A 19,841-nucleotide genomic window follows, 5' to 3' on the forward strand; every position below is an offset into this window, starting at 1 on the left:
TAGCAAGGAGCATCCCGGAATCACCCGTTATGACACCCCCGGGGTGGCCGCTCCGTTCGGGCAGTGGGTGTCCCGGGCGGGGCGGTTCCCGGTGACGAGGAAGTCGCTGACGGCCCGGTCGCCGCAGACATTGCCGTTGCCCAGGTACATCCCGTGCCCGCCCTGTCCGACGGTGACCATCCTGGCCCGCTCGCCGAGCGCCTCCCGCATCTTCAGGGCCCCGGCGAGCGGGGTGGCGGGGTCGCGCAGGCTCTGGATCATGAGGACGTTCGAGGGGCCTTCGCCGGTGATCCGGGTGGGCCTCGGCTCCTCGTCGTGCTTCCAGAAGGAGCACGGGGTGATGTTCACGGGAAGCCCGGCCGTCAGCGGATACCGGGCCCGGTCGGCGGCGACCCGGCGGGCGTATCCGGAGTCCGGTCCGGGCCAGCGCACGTCGTTGCAGATCACCGCCATGGTCAGCGACGCGTCCTCGTCCGGCAGCGCGCCCGCGAGCTCCGGCGGCAGCACCGGGCGGCCCTGCGGATCCCCCGCCGACCGGATCAGCCGGGCCAGCGGCGCGAACCCGGCATCGCCGTTGAGGCTGCCGTGGAGCGCCTGCCGCAGCAGGTTGCCGGTCAGCGGCACGCCGGCCACGTCCGACTCCTTCGGCTCGCGGTCCAGCTCCCGGGCCAGGGCCAGGAACATCGGCTCCAGGTCCTCGGCGCGCCGGGCCAGTCGCAGCCCCTCGGCCTCCCGGGCCGGGTCCGCCGCCCAGGCCGCGAAATCGGGGAAGCGGAGGGCGACGGCCGGGCCCACGTTCGCCATCCAGCCGTACCCCACGCGCGCCGGGTCCGGGTCGCCGGTGCTGTCCAGGACCAGCCGGTCGACGCGGTCCGGGTGCTCCTGCGCGTACCCGGCCGCGACGTAACTCCCGTACGAGTGGCCCCAGACCGACAGCTTCCGCTCGCCCAGCGCGGCGCGCAGCCGGTCGATGTCGCGGACCTGGTTCCGGCTGCTGAAGGACCGCACCACCGGGCCGCCGTCGCGCGCGCACGCCGTGGCGGTGCGGCGGGAACGTTCGGTGTTCTCCGTGATCGAGCCGTCCGCCGCGGGCCAGGACCGCAGCGTCACCAGGTGCCGGTCCGCCTCCGGGATCCCGCAGCCGGCCCTGGTGGAGCCGCCGACCCCGCGCGGGTCCAGGCTGACCAGGTCGTACGCCCCCTCGGTCGCCGCCCGCAGCGCCGCGCCCTTCTGCGCGAGCCGCTGCACCCCCGATCCGCCGGGGCCCCCCGCGAGCGCCAGCAGGGTGCCGCGCCGGGCCTCGGGCCGGTCGGTGCGCAGCCGGGTGACCGCCAGGTCGACGGTGCTCCCGCCGGGGGGCGCGGTAGTCCAGGGGAACGCGGAGCGTGGCGCACTGCTGCCCGGCCGGGACGGGCGTGCCCGGGATCGGTGCGCAGGGCCCCCAGGCGAGCGGGGGCGCGGCGGGTCCCGCCGGGCGGCTGTGCGCGACGGGCGCGCCGACAGCGGTCAGGGTCCCGGCAGCGGCGGCGGCGGAGACAGTGAGGAGTAAGGCCTTACGGGTCCAGTTCGTCATGGACACAGCCTGGCCGGGCGGGAGTCCGCCGCCCATCCGGGAGCCCGGTGGACGGGGGTGGGGACACCCCCCGGGCGCCCCCTCGGACGGCCCCCCGGACGGCCCGCGTCACCCGTTCCCCCGCACCGGCGTGCCGGGCGACGGCCGGGGCCGTTGAATGCGAAGTCAGCGCGACACCCCCGAGGCGTCCCGGCAGGAGGCCGGGGGTGCGCCTCACCGGGAACGGGGCGGGAGGCAGGAGAGCCGCATGCCGTCGTCACACGCCCGCACGGACCGGGAGGACGTCCCGCACCGCCGGGGTGCGCTGCGCCGCACCGGCGAGTGGTGCGCCCGGCATTTCGTGACCGTCCTCGTCCTGTGGGTGGCCGCGCTCGCCGGGCTCCAGGTCCTCCAGCACGCGTACGGCGGCGACTACTCCGACGACTTCTCGCTGCCCGGCACCCAGTCCCAGGACGGCCTCGACGTCCTGAAGGCGCACGCGCCCTCGGCGGGCGGATACAGCGCGCAGGTGGTGCTGCACGACGCGGGCAAACCCCTCACCTCCTTCTCCGACCAGGTCGCCACGGCCGTCACCGACCTCCAGAAGCTCCCGGACGTGCTGTCCGCGCAGAACCCGCTGCCGCCGTCCGGCTCCACCCCGCCCCCGCCGCCCGACCCGAACACCGGCCCGCTCTCCACGGACCAGAAGACCGCCTACATCACCGTCCGGTTCAGCGTGCAGCCCTCCACCCTCGACCCGTCCTATCTCGACGGGGTCGACCAGGCCGTGCAGCCGTTGCGCTCGGCCGGGGTGGAGGTGGAGTACGGCGGTTCGCTCGGCGAACTGGCCCGGCCGGAGCCGAGCGACCGCACCAGCGAGGCGATCGGCTTCGGCGTGGCGATCGTGGTCCTGCTGATCGGCTTCGGCAGTCTGCTGGCCGCCGTGCTGCCGCTGGTCACCGCGCTGATCTGCGCCCTGTGCGGGCTGGCGCTGCTCGGCCTGTTCGCCGCCGCCGCGACCTTCGCGACCGTCTCCCCCACGCTCGCCACGATGATCGGCATCGGCGTCGGCATCGACTACGCCCTCTTCCTGGTCACCCGGCACCGGCAGAACCTCATCGACGGCCAGGACCCGGTGACCGCCGCCGGGAACGCCGCCGCCACCAGCGGACACGCCGTCCTGCTCTCCGGCTGCACGGTGATCATCGCGCTGTCGGGCCTGTGGGTCTCCGGGATCGGGTTCATCGGCAAGCTGGGCCTGGCCGCGGCGGTCACCGTCGTCACCGCGGTGGCCGGCGCCCTCACCCTCGTACCGGCGGTGCTGGGTCTCATCGGCCGCCGCATCGACCGGCTGCGGGTCCGGAAACCGGTGGCCGAGACCGTACCGGCCCCCGAGGGCGCGGAGCCCGGCGGCTGGCACCGGTACGCGCAGCGGGTGGAGCGGCGGCCCTGGTGGTTCCTGGCCGGCGGGGTGGTGGTGCTGGCCGTTCTGTCCTTCCCCCTCCTCTTCATCCAGCTCGGTCACATCGGCGACGGCGCCGACCCGAAGTCCTTCACCGACCGGCGCGCCTTCGACCTGATGTCGAGCGCTTTCGGCCCCGGCTCCAACGGCCCGCTGACCCTGGTCATCGACCAGAGCAAGGTGCCGTCCGGCGACCGTTCCGCCCTCGCCGACCAGGCGCAGAAGGCGCTGACGGGCGTACCGGACGCGGCCGTGATCACCCCGCTGACCGCGACGTCGGACGGCGACGTGCTGACCGCCACCGCCTACTCGGTGGCCGCCCCGCAGGACGAGCGGACCACCTCCCTGACGAACCGGCTCGTCGACGACGTCCTGCCCCGGGCCGTCTCCGGCAACGACGCGAGCACGTACGTGACCGGCACGACCGCCGCCCAGGTCGACTTCCTGGACATCGTCTCCAGCCGGCTGCCGCTGATCATCGCGGTCGTCGTGGGCCTGGCGTTCCTGGTGATCCTGGCCGTCTTCCGGGGCCTGCTCGTCGCGTTGAAGGCCGCCGTGCTCAACGTCCTGTCGATCGCGGCCTCGTACGGGGTCGTGGTGGCGGTCTTCCAGTGGGGCTGGGGCGGCCCGGCGCTGGGGGTGTCGGGAGACGTCCCGATCGAGAGCTACGTCCCGATGATGATGTTCGCGATCGTCTTCGGGCTGAGCATGGACTACGAGATCTTCCTGCTCTCCCGCATCCACGAGGCGTGGGTGCGCACCGGGGATCCGCGCGCGAGCGTGGCGCACGCGCTGGAGATCACCGCCCGGGTCATCACCTGCGCGGCGCTGATCATGGTGAGCGTCTTCGCCGCGTTCGTCATCAGCGACAACATCGTGGTGAAGATGCTGGGCCTCGGGCTCGCCGCCAGCGTGCTCATCGACGCCACAGTCGTACGCCTGCTGCTGGTCCCGGCGGTGATGACCCTGCTGGGCCGGGCCGCCTGGTGGATCCCCGGCCCGCTGGACCGGATCCTGCCGCACCTGGACGCCGAGGGGAGCGCGCAGCCGCCGCCCGAACGGGCCGGACGCGGGTGACACGGGGCGGCTGACGCGGGTGCGAACCGGGCGCCCCCGGCCGGTGACGCGGGACACAGTGGCAGGAGGGAACTCGTCCGCGTTCTAGGGTGTCAGGATGCCTCAGCTGCCCCTCACCACCTCCGAGCAGCCGCGTCCCACCGCCGCTGCCGGCGCCCCGGAGACCGGAAAGCCCCCTTCCGACGGCCGGGACCATTTCTTCGACAACGCGAAGTACCTGGCGATCGTGCTGGTGGCGATCGCTCACGCGTGGGAGCCGCTGCCCTCCGGCCGCCTCGTGGAAACCGCGTACACCTTCGTCTACACGTTCCACATGCCGGTGTTCATCCTGATAGCCGGCTACTTCTCGCGGAACTTCGAGCTGCGGCCGGACCGGGTGTGGAAGCTGGTCACCAGCCTGCTGGTGCCCTACGTCCTGTTCGAGGTGCTCTACACGCTCTTCGAGCGGGCGACGGACAAGCCGGACTACGCCTTCTCGCTGCTCTCGCCCTACTGGCTGCTGTGGTTCCTGCCCGCCCTCTTCCTCTGGCGGCTCTCCACCCCCCTCTGGCAGGCCGTGCGCTTCCCGGTGCTGGTCTCCGTCGCCGTCGCCGCCCTCGCGACGCTGTCCCCGGCCGCGGACGGGTCCCTCCAGGTCCAGCGCATCCTGCAGTTCCTGCCGTTCTACGTACTCGGCCTGCGGCTGCGCCCGGAGCACTTCCAGCTCCTGCGCTCCACCTGGGTGCGGGTCGTCTCGGTGCCGGTGTTCGCCCTCGGCCTGCTCGCGGCGTACTGGCTGGTGCCCCGGACGTCCACCTCGTGGTTCTTCCGCAAGAGCAGCACGGACCGGCTGGACACCGCCGAGTGGACGGGCCCGACCGCCACCGTGCTGCTGTTCGTGGCCGCGGTCGTGCTGGGCGCGTGCTTCCTCGCCTGGGTGCCCAAGGGCAGGAGCTGGATGACCGCGCTCGGCACCTGCACGCTGTACGGGTACCTGCTCCACGGCTTCGTCGTCCGGGGCCTGAAGTACGGGGGGTTCTACGACGACCCGTTCTTCGACACCACCCTGGGCACGGTCGCCGTCACCCTGGGCGCGATCGCCGTCATCACCCTGCTGTGCACGCCCCCGGTCCGGCGGCTGCTGCGCCCGCTGCTGGAACCGCGGATGGCGTGGGCCCGGCAGAAGCCACCGGCCGCCCGGGCGTCCTGAGACGCCGAACGGCCGGAAGGCGGGGAGGGTTCAGCAATCCGTGACGACGGTCCTGCCGAACACCGCGACGTGCTCCAGGACGTCCTCCAGCGGATCGTCGATCTGACCCGTCGCGATCAGGGCCACCTGCGGGCCGTTGTGGGACCCGGTGTGCGTCTCGTCGGCGTGGGCAGCGGTGGCGGCGGTGGTGGCGGGCAGCACGGACGCCACCACCGTCACTCCTAATGCGGTCAGCTTCCTCTTCATGCAGTTGATCTTCGTCGGCTCCGGGCGCCATGGCGGGGACCGACGCCGGGCGTCCGGCCACTTGTTACAGAGAGTCGCCTGAGCGCTCTTCGGTGGCCGCCGGATTCCCCAGCAGCACGGAGGCCGTCTCCAGCGGGGTACGGGCGGGAGCCGGCGCGGGCACGGCCGACTCGGCGGTACGGCAGGTGAAGCCGAGCTTGGACAGCGCCCGGACGACCTCGGCGGAGCTGAAGTCACGGCGGTCCTGCCGGGTGATCACCTCACCCACCTGCTTGACGGGGTAGACCCGGCGGCTGATGACCACCGCGTCGCCCGTGACGGGTTCGGGCTTGATGCCCTTCATCGAGTCCTCCACCTCGCTCTTGAACAGATCGAAGGGGAAGCGGGCGATGACACAGCGCATGGTTCCTCAACAGGGGTCGAGTGCACGGGGGACGTGTCGAGTGCACGGAGGGGACTTGCAGAAGCCCCGGACAACAGCCCCGGACGGAAGTCCGGACGGGGAGACTCGGTGCGCGCGCCGGGAGAAGGACCGGGGCGTGCGGGGCGGGGCGCGGGGGGGGCGCCCCCCCCCCCCCGGGGGCCCCCCCGGCCCGGTGTCAACGGAGGCTGCCTACGGAAATGACCGGAGGCCGCCTCGGGCGTGTCCGGCGGATCGGAGCCGGACGCGCCCTACGGCATGAGGGTCTCGACCAGCGTTTCCTGGAGCGCGCCGAGCCAGAGGTAGGCCATCACCATGGGCTTGCGCGGATCGGCGTCGGGGAGCCGGTAGAGCGAGCCCTCCTCGCCCTCGTCCTCGTCGGCGACCTCCAGCCGGGTGCCGATGGTCAGGCGCAGGTCGTTGAGGGAGCGGAGCCAGCTGCGGCACTCGTCACCGGTGAGGGTGAGGACCGCGCCGCCGTCGCCGACGGGCGAGAGCGCGTCCAGGGTGCGGACGACGGTGACGGCGTCCTCGCGCTTGCCGGAGCGCAGGTCCATCTCGGTGAAGCGACGGAACTCGGCGGACAGCTCGCGCAGCTCCTCCTCCGGCTTTCCGCCCTCGGCGGGCCGGTCGGGGCCGCCGTAGGCGTCGGGGAAGAGCCGGGCGAGCGCCGGGTCGGACGGCGGCTTGCTGGGGCCCTCGGCGAAGAGGGCGGCGAGCGGATCCTCGCCGTCGGCGGGCTGGTCTCCCGGGCCGATCAGCTCCAGCAGCTGGACGGCGAGGGAGCGCAGGATGGAGATCTCGACCTCGTCGAGCGCGACGGCCGCGCCGCCGCCTGGGGTGGCCTCGAAGTGGCCGGCCATGGAATCTCCGATGGTGGGTCGAACAGGGCAGGGGCGGTACGACAGGGGCGCCGTGGGCGCGGCAGCGCGGAGGCTAGTTGCGGTCCTGGGTGAGGGTGGCCCACAGCCCGTAGCCGTGCATGGCCTGGACGTCGCGCTCCATCTCCTCGCGGCTCCCGCTGGAGACGACGGCGCGCCCCTTCTGGTGCACGTCCATCATGAGCCGGTGGGCCTTGTCCTTCGGATAGCCGAAGTAGGCCTGGAAGACGTAGGTCACGTAGCTCATGAGATTGACCGGGTCGTTGTGGACGAGCGTCACCCACGGGACGTCGGGCTCGGGGACCGCGAAGGTCTCCTCGGCCGAATCGGGACGTTCGATCTCTAGCGGGGTAGCAACGCTCACCTGTCCCATGCTGCCACCCGGGCGGGTCCCGCGCACAAACGGACCCCACATCTCGTCACTTTGACGAATAGGGGGTAGCATCCCAGCCATGAACTCAGCGGACCTCGGGCGACGGGTCGGCGTTCCGTCGACCGCGCTCTTCACCGACCAGTACGAACTGACCATGGTGCAGGCGGCCCTCAAGGCCGGCACCGCCGACCGGCACTCGGTCTTCGAGGCGTTCACCCGCCGGCTGCCCGAGGGACGGCGCTACGGTGTCGTCGCGGGCACCGGGCGGGTGCTGGACGCGGTGGAGAACTTCCACTTCGACGACGAGATGATCGGCTTCCTGCGGCAGCAGGAGATCGTCGACGAGCCGACCCTCGAATGGCTGGCCGGCTACCGCTTCAGCGGCGATATCTGGGGCTACCCGGAGGGCGAGGTCTACTTCCCCGGCTCCCCGATCCTGCGGGTCGAGGGGTCCTTTGCCGAGTGCGTGCTGCTGGAGACGGTGATCCTCTCCATCCTCAACCACGACTCCGCCATCGCGGCCGCCGCCTCACGGATGTCGGCCGCCGCCGGGGGCCGACGGCTGATCGAGATGGGCGCGCGGCGCACCCACGAGCTGTCGGCGGTCGCCTCGGCGCGCGCGGCGTACGTCGGCGGGTTCGACGCCACCTCCGACCTGGCGGCCGGGTTCCGCTACGCGATCCCGACCGTCGGCACGAGCGCGCACGCCTTCACCCTGCTGCACGACAGCGAGCGCGACGCGTTCCGGGCGCAGGTGGACTCGCTCGGCCGGGGGACGACGCTGCTGGTCGACACCTACGACGTGACCGAGGCGGTCCGGGCGGCCGTCGAGATCGCGGGGCCCGAGCTCGGCGCCGTACGGATCGACTCCGGGGACCTGCTGCTGGTCGCGCACCGGGTACGGCAGCAGCTGGACGAGCTGGGGGCGACGGGCACGAAGATCGTCGTGACCTCGGACCTGGACGAGTACGCCATCGCCTCACTGGCCGCCGCGCCGGTGGACGCGTACGGGGTCGGCACCCAGCTGGTCACCGGGAGCGGGCACCCCACCTGCTCGATGGTCTACAAGCTGGTGGCCCGTGCCGGCTCGGCGGAGCCGGACGCTCCGCTGGTACCGGTGGCGAAGAAGTCGCTCGGCGCGAAGTCGTCGAAGGGCGGTCGCAAGTGGGCCGCCCGCCGGACCGACGAGCACGGGATCGCCGAGGCCGAGGTGATCGGCACCGGCCCCGTGCCCGGGGAGGCGGCCGGCCGGCCGCTGCTGGTGGAGCTGGTGCGGGGCGGCGAGGTGGTCGCCCGCGAGCCGCTGGAGGCGGCCCGGGAGCGGCACGTGGCCGCGCGCGCGGGGCTGCCGATGTCGGCGATCCAGCTGTCGCGCGGCGAACCGGTGATCCCGACCGAGTACGCCTGATCCCGACCGGGTGCACCTGGGCCCGACCGGGTGCACCCGGCCGGGGGTTCCTGGGTGGCCGAGTACTCCTGGGCCCGGCCGAGCCCGGCCCGAGCCCGCCCCCGGACGACGGCCCGGGGCGGACCGCCGGGTGCCCGTGGCGGCCCGCCGGAGGCCGCCGCGGCGTCCGGATCGGCCGGGTCCGCAACCGGGGGTTTCGCGGACGGGCTTGATTGTGACGTTCCAGTGCCTAGGCTCGAACCCTCGGCCCCCACCCGGACACCCCGGCTTCCCCACTCGTTCCCCCACCGCTCCCGCTCTCCCCGCTCCCGCTCGTCCCCCGCTCCCGCCCCCACCGAAGGACACCCGCCATGCACCGCGCATTGATCGTCGTGGACGTTCAGAACGACTTCTGCGAAGGCGGCAGCCTCGCGGTGGCGGGCGGTGCCGACGTCGCCGCAGCCATCACCGACCTGATCGGCGACGCCCAGCCCGCCTACCGCCATGTGGTCGCCACCCGCGACCACCACATCGACCCGGGCGACCACTTCTCGACCGCCCCGGACTACGTCGACTCCTGGCCGGTGCACTGCGTCGCCGGTACGGAGGGCGTCGGCTTCCACCCGAACTTCGCACCCGCCGTCGCCTCCGGGGCGATCGACACGGTGTTCGACAAAGGGGCGTATTCGGCCGCGTACAGCGGGTTCGAGGGCACGGACGAGAACGGGATCGGCCTCACCCAGTGGCTGCGCGACCGCGAGGTCACCGAGGTCGACGTGGTGGGCATCGCCACCGACCACTGCGTACGGGCCACCGCGCTGGACGCGGCCCGTGAGGGCTTCGTCACCCATGTGCTGCTCGACCTGACCGCGGGCGTCTCCGGGGCGACCACGGAACGGGCCCTGGCGGAGCTGCGTACGGCGGGCGTGAAGCTCTCCGGCGCACCGGTCGTCGCGTCGTAGCCCCCTCCGGCGGGCCCCGCCCGCTCGCGCCCTACGCGGCCGGGCGGGCCGGTCCGGCGTACCCGGCGGGTCCCAGCAGGGCCCTGATCGGGTGCCACAGCTCCAGGCACGACTGGATCGGCTGGCTGACCTGGGCGGGCTGGGGCGAGTGGCCCGACTGGGCCGATGGGGCCGACGAGGTGGGCTGAGGACCGAGACCGCCGGGCCGGACGGCCGGCTCCGCCTGCGGGGCGGCCCGCCACAGCAGCCCGTCCGGGTGGTGCAGCACCGCCGTGATCTCGTCCGGCGTCGGCGGCTGGTCGTTGCCGCGCAGATAGACCGCCCGCAGCCCCAGATTGCGCAGCCTGGTCAGGGCGCGCGCCCGGTTCACCGCGTGCACCAGCACCCGTACCGGGGCCCCGGGCCCCGCTCCCGTACCACTACCTGGACCTGTGCCGTCGGCCGGTCTGGTGAGGGTCAGGGCGACCACCACCGTGCCGTTCGGCAACCTGCAGAAACCTCCGCCTGCCATGCTCCGCGCTCCCCCGTGAGACGTCGTGTCAATAAGGATGTGAACAAGACGCACCTAAACACGATCGGCCGCCGCCCGCTAGGGGGCGACGGCCGATGACGCTGTGACCTGCGGTTTTACTTGATCAGCGGCCCGAGGGGCTGACCAGCACGCTCATCGTCCGGCCGTCGAGCGGCTCGTGGACGATGGAGATGCGGGTGTTCGTGTCAGAAACCTTGACACTGCCCGTGGGGTTCTCCTTGTACCAGTAGGTGCCCTTGCGGTCGTCGAAGACCGGCTTGCCCAGGCTGGGCTTGATGTACAGCGGCACGTCCGCGTTGTGGAGCGTGAAGCCCTTGTTCGGGTACCAGCTGAACGGGGCGTCGAACGGCTGGATCTTGTTGCGCAGGAGCGAGCCGTCCTTCCACGTGAGCGGCTTGGCGTGCGCGTCGATCGGCAGGATCAGACCCTGGCCCGGGTGGACGGAGGTGTTGTTGTCCTTCTGGGAGGTGTCCCAGAGCCAGACCAGCAGACCGTTCTGGTACGCGTAGTGCTCGACCCAGTCCGGACGGGTGCCGGAGAAGCCGAAGTTGTACGGGCCGACCTTCAACGTCTCGTCGTAGGAGACGTACTGGCGGTTCTCCGCGATGTAGTACTGCGGGTAGTCCTGGGTGAAGGACTCGCCGATCCGCGAGAAGCCCTTGGCGGTCCAGCCGTTGTCGTCGCCCTCGGCGTTGTCCGAGAAGAGCGCCGCGCCGTCGGCCGTGACGGTGATGGCGTCGGCCGCGAAGCCCTTGCCGCCCGCGCCGCCGTCCGTCTGGTAGCGGAAGCGGAGGTCGACCTTCTTGCCCGCGTAGGCGTCCAGCGGGAAGGACAGCTTCTTGTACGCGCCCGAGACGTCGGTCAGGGCCGGCTTGTCACTGGCGTCACGCGGGATGGCCTTGCCGTCGGCGGTGCCGTCGAGCGCGGTCCAGCTGGTGCCGCCGTTGTCGGACACCTCGGTGTAGAGGTAGTCGTAGTCGGCCTCGATGTCGTACCAGCCCGAAAGGTCCAGCGTGGCCTTGGACTTGCCGGTCAGGTCGACCGAGCGGGTCAGGGTGTTCGACAGGTCGTCGCCCATGTCGCTCCACCACTGCTTCGTCCCCTCGGCGGGCTTGACGACGGTGGTGGTGACGGCCTTCTTCGGCAGCTCGACGACGAGCGCCTGCGGGTTCTTGGTGTTGTACTCCGAGACGCCCAGCTTGTGCAGCGAGGTCTTGCCGGCCTTGGCCTTGTCGTAGTCGAGCCAGCCGAGCTGGAGCTTGTCCCACGAGGTCATGTCGCCCGGCAGGTTGCCGATCTCGCCCTTGCCGGTGCCGAGCCAGGAGCCCGCCGACATCAGGGACCAGAAGCCGACCGAGTTCTCGCCGCCGCCGGAGGTGTCGTACAGGTCCGGCAGGCCGAGGTCGTGGGCGTACTCGTGGGCGAAGACGCCCAGGCCGCCGTTCTCGGGCTGGACGGTGTAGTCGCCGACCCAGATGCCCGTGTCGCCGATCTGCGCGCCACCGGCCTTGTTGTCCGCGGGGCCGGTCGCACCGGCGTTGGTGCCGTACGCGTACCAGCGGTGCGCCCAGATGGCGTTGGTGCCCTCGGCACCGCCGCCGGCCGACTCGTCCTCGCCGGCGTGGACCAGCTGGAAGTGGTCGATGTAGCCGTCGGGCTCGTTGAAGTTGCCGTCGCCGTCGAAGTCGTAGCGGTCCCACTCGTCGTACTCGGCGAGGTTCGCCTTGATCTCCGCGTCGGTGCGGCCCTTGGCCTGCTGGTCGGCGACCCAGGCGTTCACGCCGTCGCGGACCGCGTCCCACACGTTGGCGCAGTTGGACTGGCCGCAGTAGTTGGAGCCGTAACGGGCCTCGTTGTAGGGGACCTTGACCCAGTCGGAGACCTCGCCCTCGACCGAGTAGCGGCCCGAGGAGGTCTTCTCGTAGTAGGTCTTGAGCGAGTGGACGCCCTTGCCCTCGCCGAAGTAGAGCTCCTGGAAGTGCTCCTGGTTGTAGTCGGACTTCCAGGCGGTGCTGTTGTCCTTCTTCGGGTCCGGCTTGGCGATCTTGTTGTGCGCCGGTCCGGGGGCGCCGCCGAACTTCTTGACGGGCGGCTTGGGACCGTCGCCGTCCGGGTCGAACATGGTGGCGTCGTCGACCTGGTCGCCGAACTCCAGCAGGATGGTGAAGATCTTGTCGGTCTTCTCCCGGCCGAGCTCCACGTACTTCTTGTCGCCGAGCTTGACGACCTTGGAGCCGCTCCGGTTCGCCACCTTCTTGTCCCCGGCCAGCACCTGCTCCAGCGCGGCCTCGCGCTGCTCGGCCTGCTGCTCGCTGAAGGGGCCCTCGAGGTTGTGCTCCACATGCCCCTTGGCCGGCGCCGGGTCACGGCGGTCGACGGTGGAGACACCGGAACCTGATGAGCTGTCATGCGCCTGGGCGGTGGCGAAGGTCGACGCCGTCGCGGCGGTCGCAGCCATGGCCACGACAACGGCGGCGGCGCGAAGCGCCCGTCTCTGATTGGTCACTTGAAGCAGTCCTCCCCGGGCGTCCGCGCTGCGGCCAGGGGGGTATGGAGCGGGCCGCGCGCGTAAACGCGTCACAAGTGACGACATTCGATCGGAGTTATGAGAGAAAAGACAGACCTTGACTTGCACAGACCAAGTGCACTATGCGGAGCACTCTTCCGGTATGCGGACGGTATGTGAAGGGCATGGGAACGGCAAAGGAACGGCCACCGGGCCCGATCCGGTCCGGCGAGACACGTCAACAGGCGCGCCCCGCTGTCCGGTTGGTGAGAGCCGTGACTCCGTGCGCCCCCTGTGCACCGGTACCGTGTGTTAGGTCACGCTTACTACCGGTCCCGGTCGGGCATCCACCGTCGTAGGGTCGTTCGGCGCGCACCACCGTGCCGAACGCCGCCCGCCCATCCGACGTCCCGAGGACGGAAACCGCCATGCCGCGTCCGACTGCCGCACAGTTCGCCTACGGTTCGGCCACCGTCGTCGTCACGACGCTCGCCCTGCTGCTGCTGTTCCGCACGGAGTCCGGCGTCGGCGTGGCCGCCGTCGGCACGATCGCACTGGCCCTCGGCCTGCTGGTCGCCCTGCGCCTGCCGCTCCCCCGCCACCGGGCGGCGGACGGGGCCGGGCAGTCGGCGACCGACCTGGCCTCCGCCGCCGCCCGTACGCAGCACGCCCTGGAGGGCATCGGGGCCCGGGAGCGGGTCACGGCGGGCCGTTCGTCCGCGCGGGCGGACGAGCACTCGCTGCGCCGCTAGCCACGTCGCTAGCGGGCGGCCACGACGACCGTCTTGGCCGCCTTGTCCTGCAGCCCCTGCCGGTAGGGCTTGTCGGTGAACATCAGCACGATGTTGATCAGCCACCACAGGCACGGGCAGCACAGCAGCGCCGGGGCCCACAGCACGACCGCCCGCATCAGCGCGGCCCCGGTGTCGGGCACCCGCCCGTCGTTGAGCATCGCGACGCGCAGCTTCAGCAGCCGCTTGCCCAGCGTGCGGCCGTCCTTGTGGGTGAAGTAGGTGTCGTAGGCGACGTAGACCACCAGGCCGATGATCGACCAGAGCAACTGGTGCCCGCTGTACCCGCTCGCGACCGCGTCGCCGAACCCGTCGTCGCCGTCCCCGTTGACGTCGACCGCGCCGCCCCAGGGCAGCGAGATCAGGTACAGCGGGATCGAGATGATGAGGAAGTCGATGAGCCGCGCCAGGATCCGCTTCCCCGGCTCGGCGAGCGGGGGCATTCCGGCCAGCGGATCGGGCGTCCCGAAACCGCCGCCGCTGCCGTACGGGTCGTTCGGCGGGGGCGGAGGCGGCGGCGGGGGCGGCGCACTGCCGTACGGCTGACCCTCGGACGGCGGCGGGGGCTCCTGCGGCTTCTTGAGGAACGGATCGTCGTCCTCGGGCGGCTGGCCGGGCGTCGGCTGGTCGTTGCTCATGGGGGCAGTGCATCCCGCACCACCGGGCCCCGCAACGGCTCAGGTGCGTTCGGGGGATGCGGGGCGGCATACGAGTCTAGACCGGCATGTCGCCACCCGCCCGGCCAGGTTTTCGGATAAGCGGACGGATGCGCGTGGGCCGCTCAGCGCGCGCAGCCCGCTCAGCCGACTCAGCCGACTCAGCCGGCGACGAAGGTACGGGCCGCCTTGTCGTGCCAGCACTGGCGCCACGGCCGGTCGACCAGGCACCAGAGGACGTTGACCACGCCGAGGACGAGCAGCCCCAGCACGCCGTAGACGAGCCAGCGGCGCAGGGCCGCGCCCAGGGACGGGGCGTCATGGGACTCGATGTCCCGTACGTCGAGCCCGAACAGCTTCTTGCCCAGCGTCCGGCCCCACTTGGCCGTCGGCAGGGCCTCCAGGAGGAAGCCGAGGAGCAGGAACGCGGCGAGCAGGGCCCCCAGCAGGCCCCCGGTGGTGGAGTCCAGCAGCCAGACGGTGACCGTCTCCCCCGTCTCCTTCGCCGCGGTGATCTTCCGGTCGATGTGGTCGAGCGCCCGGGCCGTCAGCGGGACGGCCAACGCCCCGACGACCGCGCCGAGTACGAGGGTGTCGACCAGCCGGGCCGCGAACCGCTTGCCGAGCCCGGCGGGGCGGGCCGAGGCCTGGTTGCGGGCGAGCTGCTGGAAGGGATCGTCGACCGGCGGCTTCCAGGGCACGACGGGCTGGTCCGCCCCGGCCCCCGCCGCCGGTCCCTGGTGCGGCTGCTGGCCCGGGTGCTGGTGCGGCTGCTGAACCTGGTGCTGCTGCTGCGGTTCGGGCTGGGCCAGTTGGTGAACCTGCTGCGCCCAGGAGGCGGAGCCGCCGCCGGGGCCGGGCGTCAGGGGCGTGTGCAGGGCCGCGGGCGGCACCGGGGCGGGGGACGGCGTGTGTACGGGGGCGGCGGGGGCCTGGACCGGTCCCTGGCGCACTTCCTGCGGAGCGGGGGCGGGAGCGGGGGCGGGAGCCGGGGTGGGGGCCGCCGGTGCGGGGGCGGGGGCGGGAGCCAGCGGCTGTGCGTGCTGCGCCTGCTGCACTTGCTGTGACTGCTGCGCCTGCTGTGACTGCTGCGCTTGCTGTGCCTGCTGTGCCTGCGCCGGAAGCGCGCGGGGCTCCGGGGCCGGGGCGAGGCTGTTCCGCGGTGCGCCCACGTTCTGCGGCCCCTGCGGCGTAACGGAGTTCGGCGGTGCGGCGTGGGGCGCCGGAGCGCTCCCCCGTACCGCCTTCGGCTGCGGCCCGACCGCGCGGATCGTGACCGTCCCGTCCGTCGGCGGACGCGCGCCGGCCTCCTCGGCGGGCCGGCCGCCGCTCTCCCGCATCCCCGGCAGCGCGCCGCCGGTCGGGTCCTGGGTCAGCGGCGCCCTCGGGTCGGCCGGCGCCGACGGGCGTGCGGGACCGGGGACGGCGGGCTCCTGCCCCGGTCCGCCCCACTCGACGCGGCGGTCCCGTTCGCCGCCGAAACCGTTCTGGCGTGCGGTGTCCGCCTGCCAGACGGACGCTGCGTCGGCGGCGTCCGCGTGGTCCGCGACGGGTGCTTCGGAACCGGTCCGGGCCACCGAGCCGTCCTGGAGGCCGTCCTCCTCGTCGAAGAAGATCGGACCGGTCTCCTCCACCGGAGCGGTCTGCGCGGCGGCGGCCGGTCCGGTCTGCCGGGGCGCGGGCCGGCTCGTACCGGGGACCCAGGAAGCGCCGTTCCAGTACCGGACGTAGCCGGGGATGGAAGGGTCGGGGTAGTAGCCCTCGCGGGGGCTTTCGTCACCGGGTGCCGGAGTTGGCGCGCTCATCAGCGGGTCCCGTATCTCTTCGAGGCCTCAGGCCGTCCCCGCCGGGCGGGCGGACGGCCTCAATACAAGGGTCCACATCTATCAGACAGCCGCCCGCCCCCGGGCCGGTCCACCTCTTTGGGCCCCTTTCGGGACCGCTTTCGGGACGGCTTTCGTCACGGCCCGAAGTTTTTTCGCGAAGTCGCGTAATAGGTGGCGGGGAGGGCGCTCTCTCCTTGTGCGGGACGGTCACGGGACCGGCCCATGAGCACCGGAAGGCTGTGCATGTCGATGATGAGCATCGTGGAACGTGAGCTGGAGCTGAAGCTGGTCCTGTCCCCCGAGCGGTCCATCCCGGTGCCCGCCCGGCTGACGTACCGCACGAACGACCCGTACGCCGTGCACATCGCCTTCCACATCGGCTCCGAGTCGCCCGTGCACTGGACGTTCGCCCGGGAGCTGCTGGTGGAGGGCGTGTTCCGGCCGTGCGGGCACGGGGACGTGCGGATCTGGCCGACGAAGGTGGAGAACCGCAGCGTCATCTGCGTGGCCCTCACCTCCCCCGACGGCAACGCCCTGCTGGAGGTGGAGTCGGCCGCCGCGGCGGCCTGGGTGGAGCGGACCCTGCGGGTGGTGCCGCCGGGCACCGAGAGCGACCGGCTCGGCATCGACGAGGCGCTGGCGGAGCTGCTGGCCCCGCTGCCGGCCGACGACCTGTGGCTGAGCGACCCGTGGTCGGCGGACGAGTCGCCGTCGCAGGACGGTGAGGGGTGAGAGCGGCCGGACAGGAGGGCTGTCAGAAGAGCTTGCCGGGGTTGAGGAGGTCGAGCGGGTCGAAGGCGGCCTTGATGGAGCGCTGCAGTTCGACGCCGGTCTCGCCCAGTTCGCGGGCGAGCCACTCCTTCTTGAGGACGCCGACGCCGTGTTCGCCGGTGATCGTTCCGCCGAGTTCGAGACCGAGCGACATGATCGCGTCGAAGGACTCGCGGGCCCGGCGGGACTCGTCGGGGTCGTTGTGGTCGAAGCAGACGACGGGGTGGGTGTTGCCGTCGCCCGCGTGGGCGCAGACGCCGATGGTGAGGTCGTACTCCTCGGCGATGGCCGCCGTGCCGGCGAGCATCGCGCCGAGCCGCGAGCGCGGTACGCAGACGTCGTCGATCATCGTGGCGGGCTTGACGGTCTCCAGCGCGGTGAGGGACATACGGCGGGCCTGGAGGAGGAGCTCGGATTCGGCGGGGTTGTCCGCGGGGACCACTTCGGTGGCCCCGGCGGCGGTGCACAGCTCGCCGACGGCGGCGAGGTCGGCCGCCGGGTCGGGGGTGTCGAAGGCGCAGAGGAGGAGCGCCTCGGTGGTCTCGGGCAGGCCCATGGAGGCCATCGCGTTGACGGCACGCACGGTCGTACGGTCCATCAGTTCGAGGAGTGACGGGGTGTGACCGCGCTCCATGATCCGGCACACAGCGTCACAGGCGGTGGCCGCCGAGGGGAACTCGGCGGCGAGGACGAGCTGCTGCGGCGGCTGGGGTTTGAGCGCGAGGACCGCCTTGACGACGATCCCGAGGCTGCCCTCGGAGCCGACGAAGAGCCGGGTCAGGTCGTATCCGGCGACGCCCTTGGCGGTGCGGCGGCCGGTGGTCAGGAGCCGCCCGTCGGCGAGGACGACCTCCAGGCCCAGCACGTATTCGGCGGTGACCCCGTATTTCACGCAGCACAGGCCGCCGGACGCGGTGCCGATGTTGCCGCCGATGGTGCACGTCTCCCAGCTGGAGGGGTCCGGCGGGTAGTACAGGCCGTGTTCGTTCACCGCGCGTGACAGCACCGCGTTGACGACGCCCGGTTCGACGACGGCGATCCGGTCGACCGGGCTGATCTCCAGGATCCGGTCCATCTTCACCAGGGAGAGCACGATGCAGCCGTCCGAGGCGTTGGCCGCGCCGGACAGGCCGGTGCGGGCGCCCTGCGGGACGACGGGGACGCGCAGCGCGGTGGCGGTGCGCATGACGTGCTGGACCTGCTCGACCGTGCGCGGGAGCACCACGACGGCCGGGGTGCCGGCCTCGCAGAAGCTCGCCATGTCGTGGGCGTAGGACGCGGTGACGTCCGGATCGGTGATCAGCGCCTCGGGAGGCAGTCCCGCGCGCAGCCGTTCGAGGAGATCGCTCATGATCCAAGCGTGTCACCCGGGGCCAATGGTGTGAACCCGTGGGCGGGGGGCGATCTCAAGGCGCGGTGTGCTCGTATGACTGACGCAGAGTGATGGCCATGGATGTCATGCCGCAGCAGGGCCCGGATTCCGGCCGGACGCCCGAGCCGTCCCCGCAGGACCCTTACGTGCTGCCAGCCGAAGGCGCCACCGCCGTACCCCCGCCGCCGCCCACCCTGCGGACGACGTTGCGCCGGGCCGCGTTCGGCGCGCTGGCCGCCGGGGTGCTGCTGGCCGGGGCGCTGGTGGCGGTGGACGACGGGGAGGGCGAACGGCCGAAGGAGCCGGGGCCGGTCGAGCGGGCCGAGGCGGCGACGACCGCGGGGTCCCCGGCCTCGTTGTCGGACCTGACCGCGCTGATCGGGGACCGGCAGATGTGGGTGGAGTCCCACCCGAAGGACGCCCCGTCCCTGGCGACGCTCGGCGCGGCGTACGTGGAGTGGGCGCGGCGGTCGGCGGACACGGCGTACTACGCCCGCGCGGAACAGGCCCTGAAGCGTTCGCTGGACGCGCGGCCGGGCGAGCGCGGGAACGGTGAGGCGTGGGTGGGCCTGGCGGCCCTGGCCAACGCCCGGCACGACTTCCTCGCGGCGAAGCGGTGGGGCGAGACGGTGAGGAAGCAGCAGCCGGAGGCCTGGAGCGTGTATCCGGTCCTCATCGACGCGTACACGGGGCTCGGCGACCAGAAGGCGGCGACCGCGGCGACGGAGAAGTTCGGCGAGCTGCGCAAGGGTGTTCCGGCGCTGGCCCGCACCGCCGAGCTGTACCGGGGCCAGGGCTGGCGCGAGGACGCGCTGGCCACCGCCCGGGAGGCGGCCGACCGGGCGACGCGGCCCGCCGAGAAGGCCGAGGCGCTGCACCGGCTCGGCGAGCTGGCCTGGGAGCGGGGCGAACCGGAGGAGGCAGTGGCGCAGTTCGACGCGGCGCTGCGCACGGACGCCGGCAGCCACGACTCGCTGGCGGGCCGGGCCCGGGCCCTGGCCGCGCTGGACCGGACCGATGAGGCGCTCGGCGCGTACCGGAGCGCGCTGGAGAAGCTGCCTCGCCCGCAGTACGCGCTGGAGCTGGGCGAGCTGTACGAGTCGCTGGGGCTGGACGGGGACGCCCGCACCCAGTACGCCACGCTGCGGGAGATGGTGGCCGCGGCGAAGAAGGACGGGGTCGACGAGTCCCTGGTGCTGGCCCGGTTCGAGGCCGACCACGGGGACCCGGAGGCGGCGGTGGAGCTGCTGCGGGCCCAGTGGCGGGGGCAGCACCGCAGTGCGGCGGTGGCGGACGCGCTGGGCTGGGCGCTGCACCGGGCGGGGAAGTCCGAGGAGGGGCTGGAGTACGCGGAGCGGGCCGTCGGCACGGGCGTGCGGAACGCCTCGTACGCGTACCACCTGGGCGTGATCCAGCGGAAGCTGGCGGACTACGGTCCGGCGCGCCGGAGTCTGGAGCAGGCCGTGCGTACCAACCCGGCCTTCTCGCCGCTCGCCGCGCCGCTGGCCCAGGAGGCGCTGGACGCGCTGGGCGAGCCGGCGATGGACGGACCGGGCGACATGCAGCCGCCGCCCCCGCCCGCCCCGGAGCCGGAGGAGGAGCCCGAGGCCGAGAAGAAGCCGGAGCCGAAGAAGCCCGAGGCCCCGGCCCCGGCCCCGTCCCGTACGGCACCCGCGACGTCCCCGTCGCCCTCCGCGTCGAAGGAGAAGAAGCGGGAGGAGGCCGAGGCGGGCAGCGCGGCCCCGGCGACGACGGGCACGTGAGCGAGCCGCTGGAAGGGGAGGACGAACAGCGGGAGGGCGAACGGCGAACGCCGCCGCGGCCCGGGGTACTGCCC

General features: G+C 72.6%; 16 protein-coding genes and 1 pseudogene. 7 read left to right on the top strand and 10 right to left on the bottom strand.

Features of this window, described 5'->3' with window-relative positions:
- Positions 1–27: 27 nt before the first annotated feature.
- Positions 28–1,573: pseudogene (locus tag ACFWRV_RS19320) on the bottom strand (alpha/beta hydrolase).
- A gap of 247 nt (positions 1,574–1,820) precedes the next feature.
- On the opposite strand from ACFWRV_RS19320, the gene ACFWRV_RS19325 reads away from it, so the two are divergent.
- Positions 1,821–4,091, top strand: coding sequence for an MMPL family transporter (locus tag ACFWRV_RS19325; protein ID WP_384336067.1), 2,271 nt, complete (start codon positions 1,821–1,823; stop codon positions 4,089–4,091).
- A gap of 97 nt (positions 4,092–4,188) precedes the next feature.
- Positions 4,189–5,280, top strand: coding sequence for an acyltransferase family protein (locus ACFWRV_RS19330; RefSeq protein WP_384336069.1), 1,092 nt, complete (start codon positions 4,189–4,191; stop codon positions 5,278–5,280).
- A gap of 30 nt (positions 5,281–5,310) precedes the next feature.
- Here the strand turns inward: ACFWRV_RS19330 and ACFWRV_RS19335 are convergent, their stop codons facing one another.
- The 4 genes from ACFWRV_RS19335 to clpS all read right to left on the bottom strand — a co-directional run bounded on the left by ACFWRV_RS19335 (position 5,311) and on the right by clpS (position 7,201).
- On the bottom strand, positions 5,311–5,526 hold the full coding sequence (locus ACFWRV_RS19335; protein WP_384336071.1) for a hypothetical protein: 216 nt from the start codon (positions 5,524–5,526) through the stop codon (positions 5,311–5,313).
- A 64-nt stretch (positions 5,527–5,590) separates the two neighbouring features.
- Entirely contained in the window at positions 5,591–5,929 is a 339-nt protein-coding gene (locus tag ACFWRV_RS19340) for an SCO5918 family protein (protein WP_384336073.1), read from the bottom strand.
- Between the two features lie 269 nt (positions 5,930–6,198).
- On the bottom strand, positions 6,199–6,810 hold the full coding sequence (locus ACFWRV_RS19345; protein WP_384336075.1) for a DUF2017 domain-containing protein: 612 nt from the start codon (positions 6,808–6,810) through the stop codon (positions 6,199–6,201).
- 73 nt (positions 6,811–6,883) lie between these two features.
- Entirely contained in the window at positions 6,884–7,201 is a 318-nt protein-coding gene (gene clpS, locus ACFWRV_RS19350) for an ATP-dependent Clp protease adapter ClpS (protein ID WP_026290599.1), read from the bottom strand.
- Between the two features lie 79 nt (positions 7,202–7,280).
- On the opposite strand from clpS, the gene ACFWRV_RS19355 reads away from it, so the two are divergent.
- On the top strand, positions 7,281–8,609 hold the full coding sequence (locus ACFWRV_RS19355; RefSeq protein ID WP_384336077.1) for a nicotinate phosphoribosyltransferase: 1,329 nt from the start codon (positions 7,281–7,283) through the stop codon (positions 8,607–8,609).
- 350 nt (positions 8,610–8,959) lie between these two features.
- A complete protein-coding gene (locus tag ACFWRV_RS19360; protein WP_384336079.1) occupies positions 8,960–9,550 on the top strand; it encodes an isochorismatase family protein in 591 nt (196 codons plus the stop codon).
- A gap of 31 nt (positions 9,551–9,581) precedes the next feature.
- Here the strand turns inward: ACFWRV_RS19360 and ACFWRV_RS19365 are convergent, their stop codons facing one another.
- Positions 9,582–10,061, bottom strand: coding sequence for a hypothetical protein (locus tag ACFWRV_RS19365; protein WP_384336081.1), 480 nt, complete (start codon positions 10,059–10,061; stop codon positions 9,582–9,584).
- Positions 10,062–10,185: 124 nt separating this feature from the next.
- Entirely contained in the window at positions 10,186–12,588 is a 2,403-nt protein-coding gene (locus ACFWRV_RS19370; protein WP_384336083.1) for an immune inhibitor A domain-containing protein, read from the bottom strand.
- A gap of 428 nt (positions 12,589–13,016) precedes the next feature.
- On the opposite strand from ACFWRV_RS19370, the gene ACFWRV_RS19375 reads away from it, so the two are divergent.
- Positions 13,017–13,340 carry a hypothetical protein gene (locus ACFWRV_RS19375; RefSeq protein ID WP_384336085.1) on the top strand — a complete coding sequence of 108 codons (324 nt, stop codon included), beginning with the start codon at positions 13,017–13,019 and terminating at the stop codon, positions 13,338–13,340.
- An 8-nt stretch (positions 13,341–13,348) separates the two neighbouring features.
- Here ACFWRV_RS19375 and ACFWRV_RS19380 read toward each other — a convergent pair whose 3' ends face one another.
- A complete protein-coding gene (locus ACFWRV_RS19380) occupies positions 13,349–14,017 on the bottom strand; it encodes an RDD family protein (RefSeq protein WP_384336087.1) in 669 nt (222 codons plus the stop codon).
- A 179-nt stretch (positions 14,018–14,196) separates the two neighbouring features.
- Positions 14,197–15,840: an RDD family protein gene (locus ACFWRV_RS19385; protein ID WP_384336089.1), complete on the bottom strand. Its 1,644-nt coding sequence runs from the start codon at positions 15,838–15,840 to the stop codon at positions 14,197–14,199.
- 270 nt (positions 15,841–16,110) lie between these two features.
- Here ACFWRV_RS19385 and ACFWRV_RS19390 point away from each other — a divergent pair, with 270 nt between their 5' ends.
- The gene (locus ACFWRV_RS19390; RefSeq protein ID WP_384336101.1) at positions 16,111–16,593 is read left to right on the top strand and encodes an SsgA family sporulation/cell division regulator; all 483 of its coding nucleotides are present in this window, start codon (positions 16,111–16,113) and stop codon (positions 16,591–16,593) included.
- Positions 16,594–16,615: 22 nt separating this feature from the next.
- Here the strand turns inward: ACFWRV_RS19390 and ACFWRV_RS19395 are convergent, their stop codons facing one another.
- On the bottom strand, positions 16,616–17,983 hold the full coding sequence (locus tag ACFWRV_RS19395) for an FAD-binding oxidoreductase (RefSeq protein ID WP_384336091.1): 1,368 nt from the start codon (positions 17,981–17,983) through the stop codon (positions 16,616–16,618).
- A gap of 92 nt (positions 17,984–18,075) precedes the next feature.
- Between ACFWRV_RS19395 and ACFWRV_RS19400 the strand changes: the two genes are divergently transcribed.
- Positions 18,076–19,767: a tetratricopeptide repeat protein gene (locus tag ACFWRV_RS19400; RefSeq protein WP_384336093.1), complete on the top strand. Its 1,692-nt coding sequence runs from the start codon at positions 18,076–18,078 to the stop codon at positions 19,765–19,767.
- The last annotated feature ends 74 nt before the right edge of the window (positions 19,768–19,841 follow it).

Source organism: Streptomyces sp. NPDC058576, assembly GCF_042718715.1.
GTDB lineage: Bacteria > Actinomycetota > Actinomycetes > Streptomycetales > Streptomycetaceae > Streptomyces.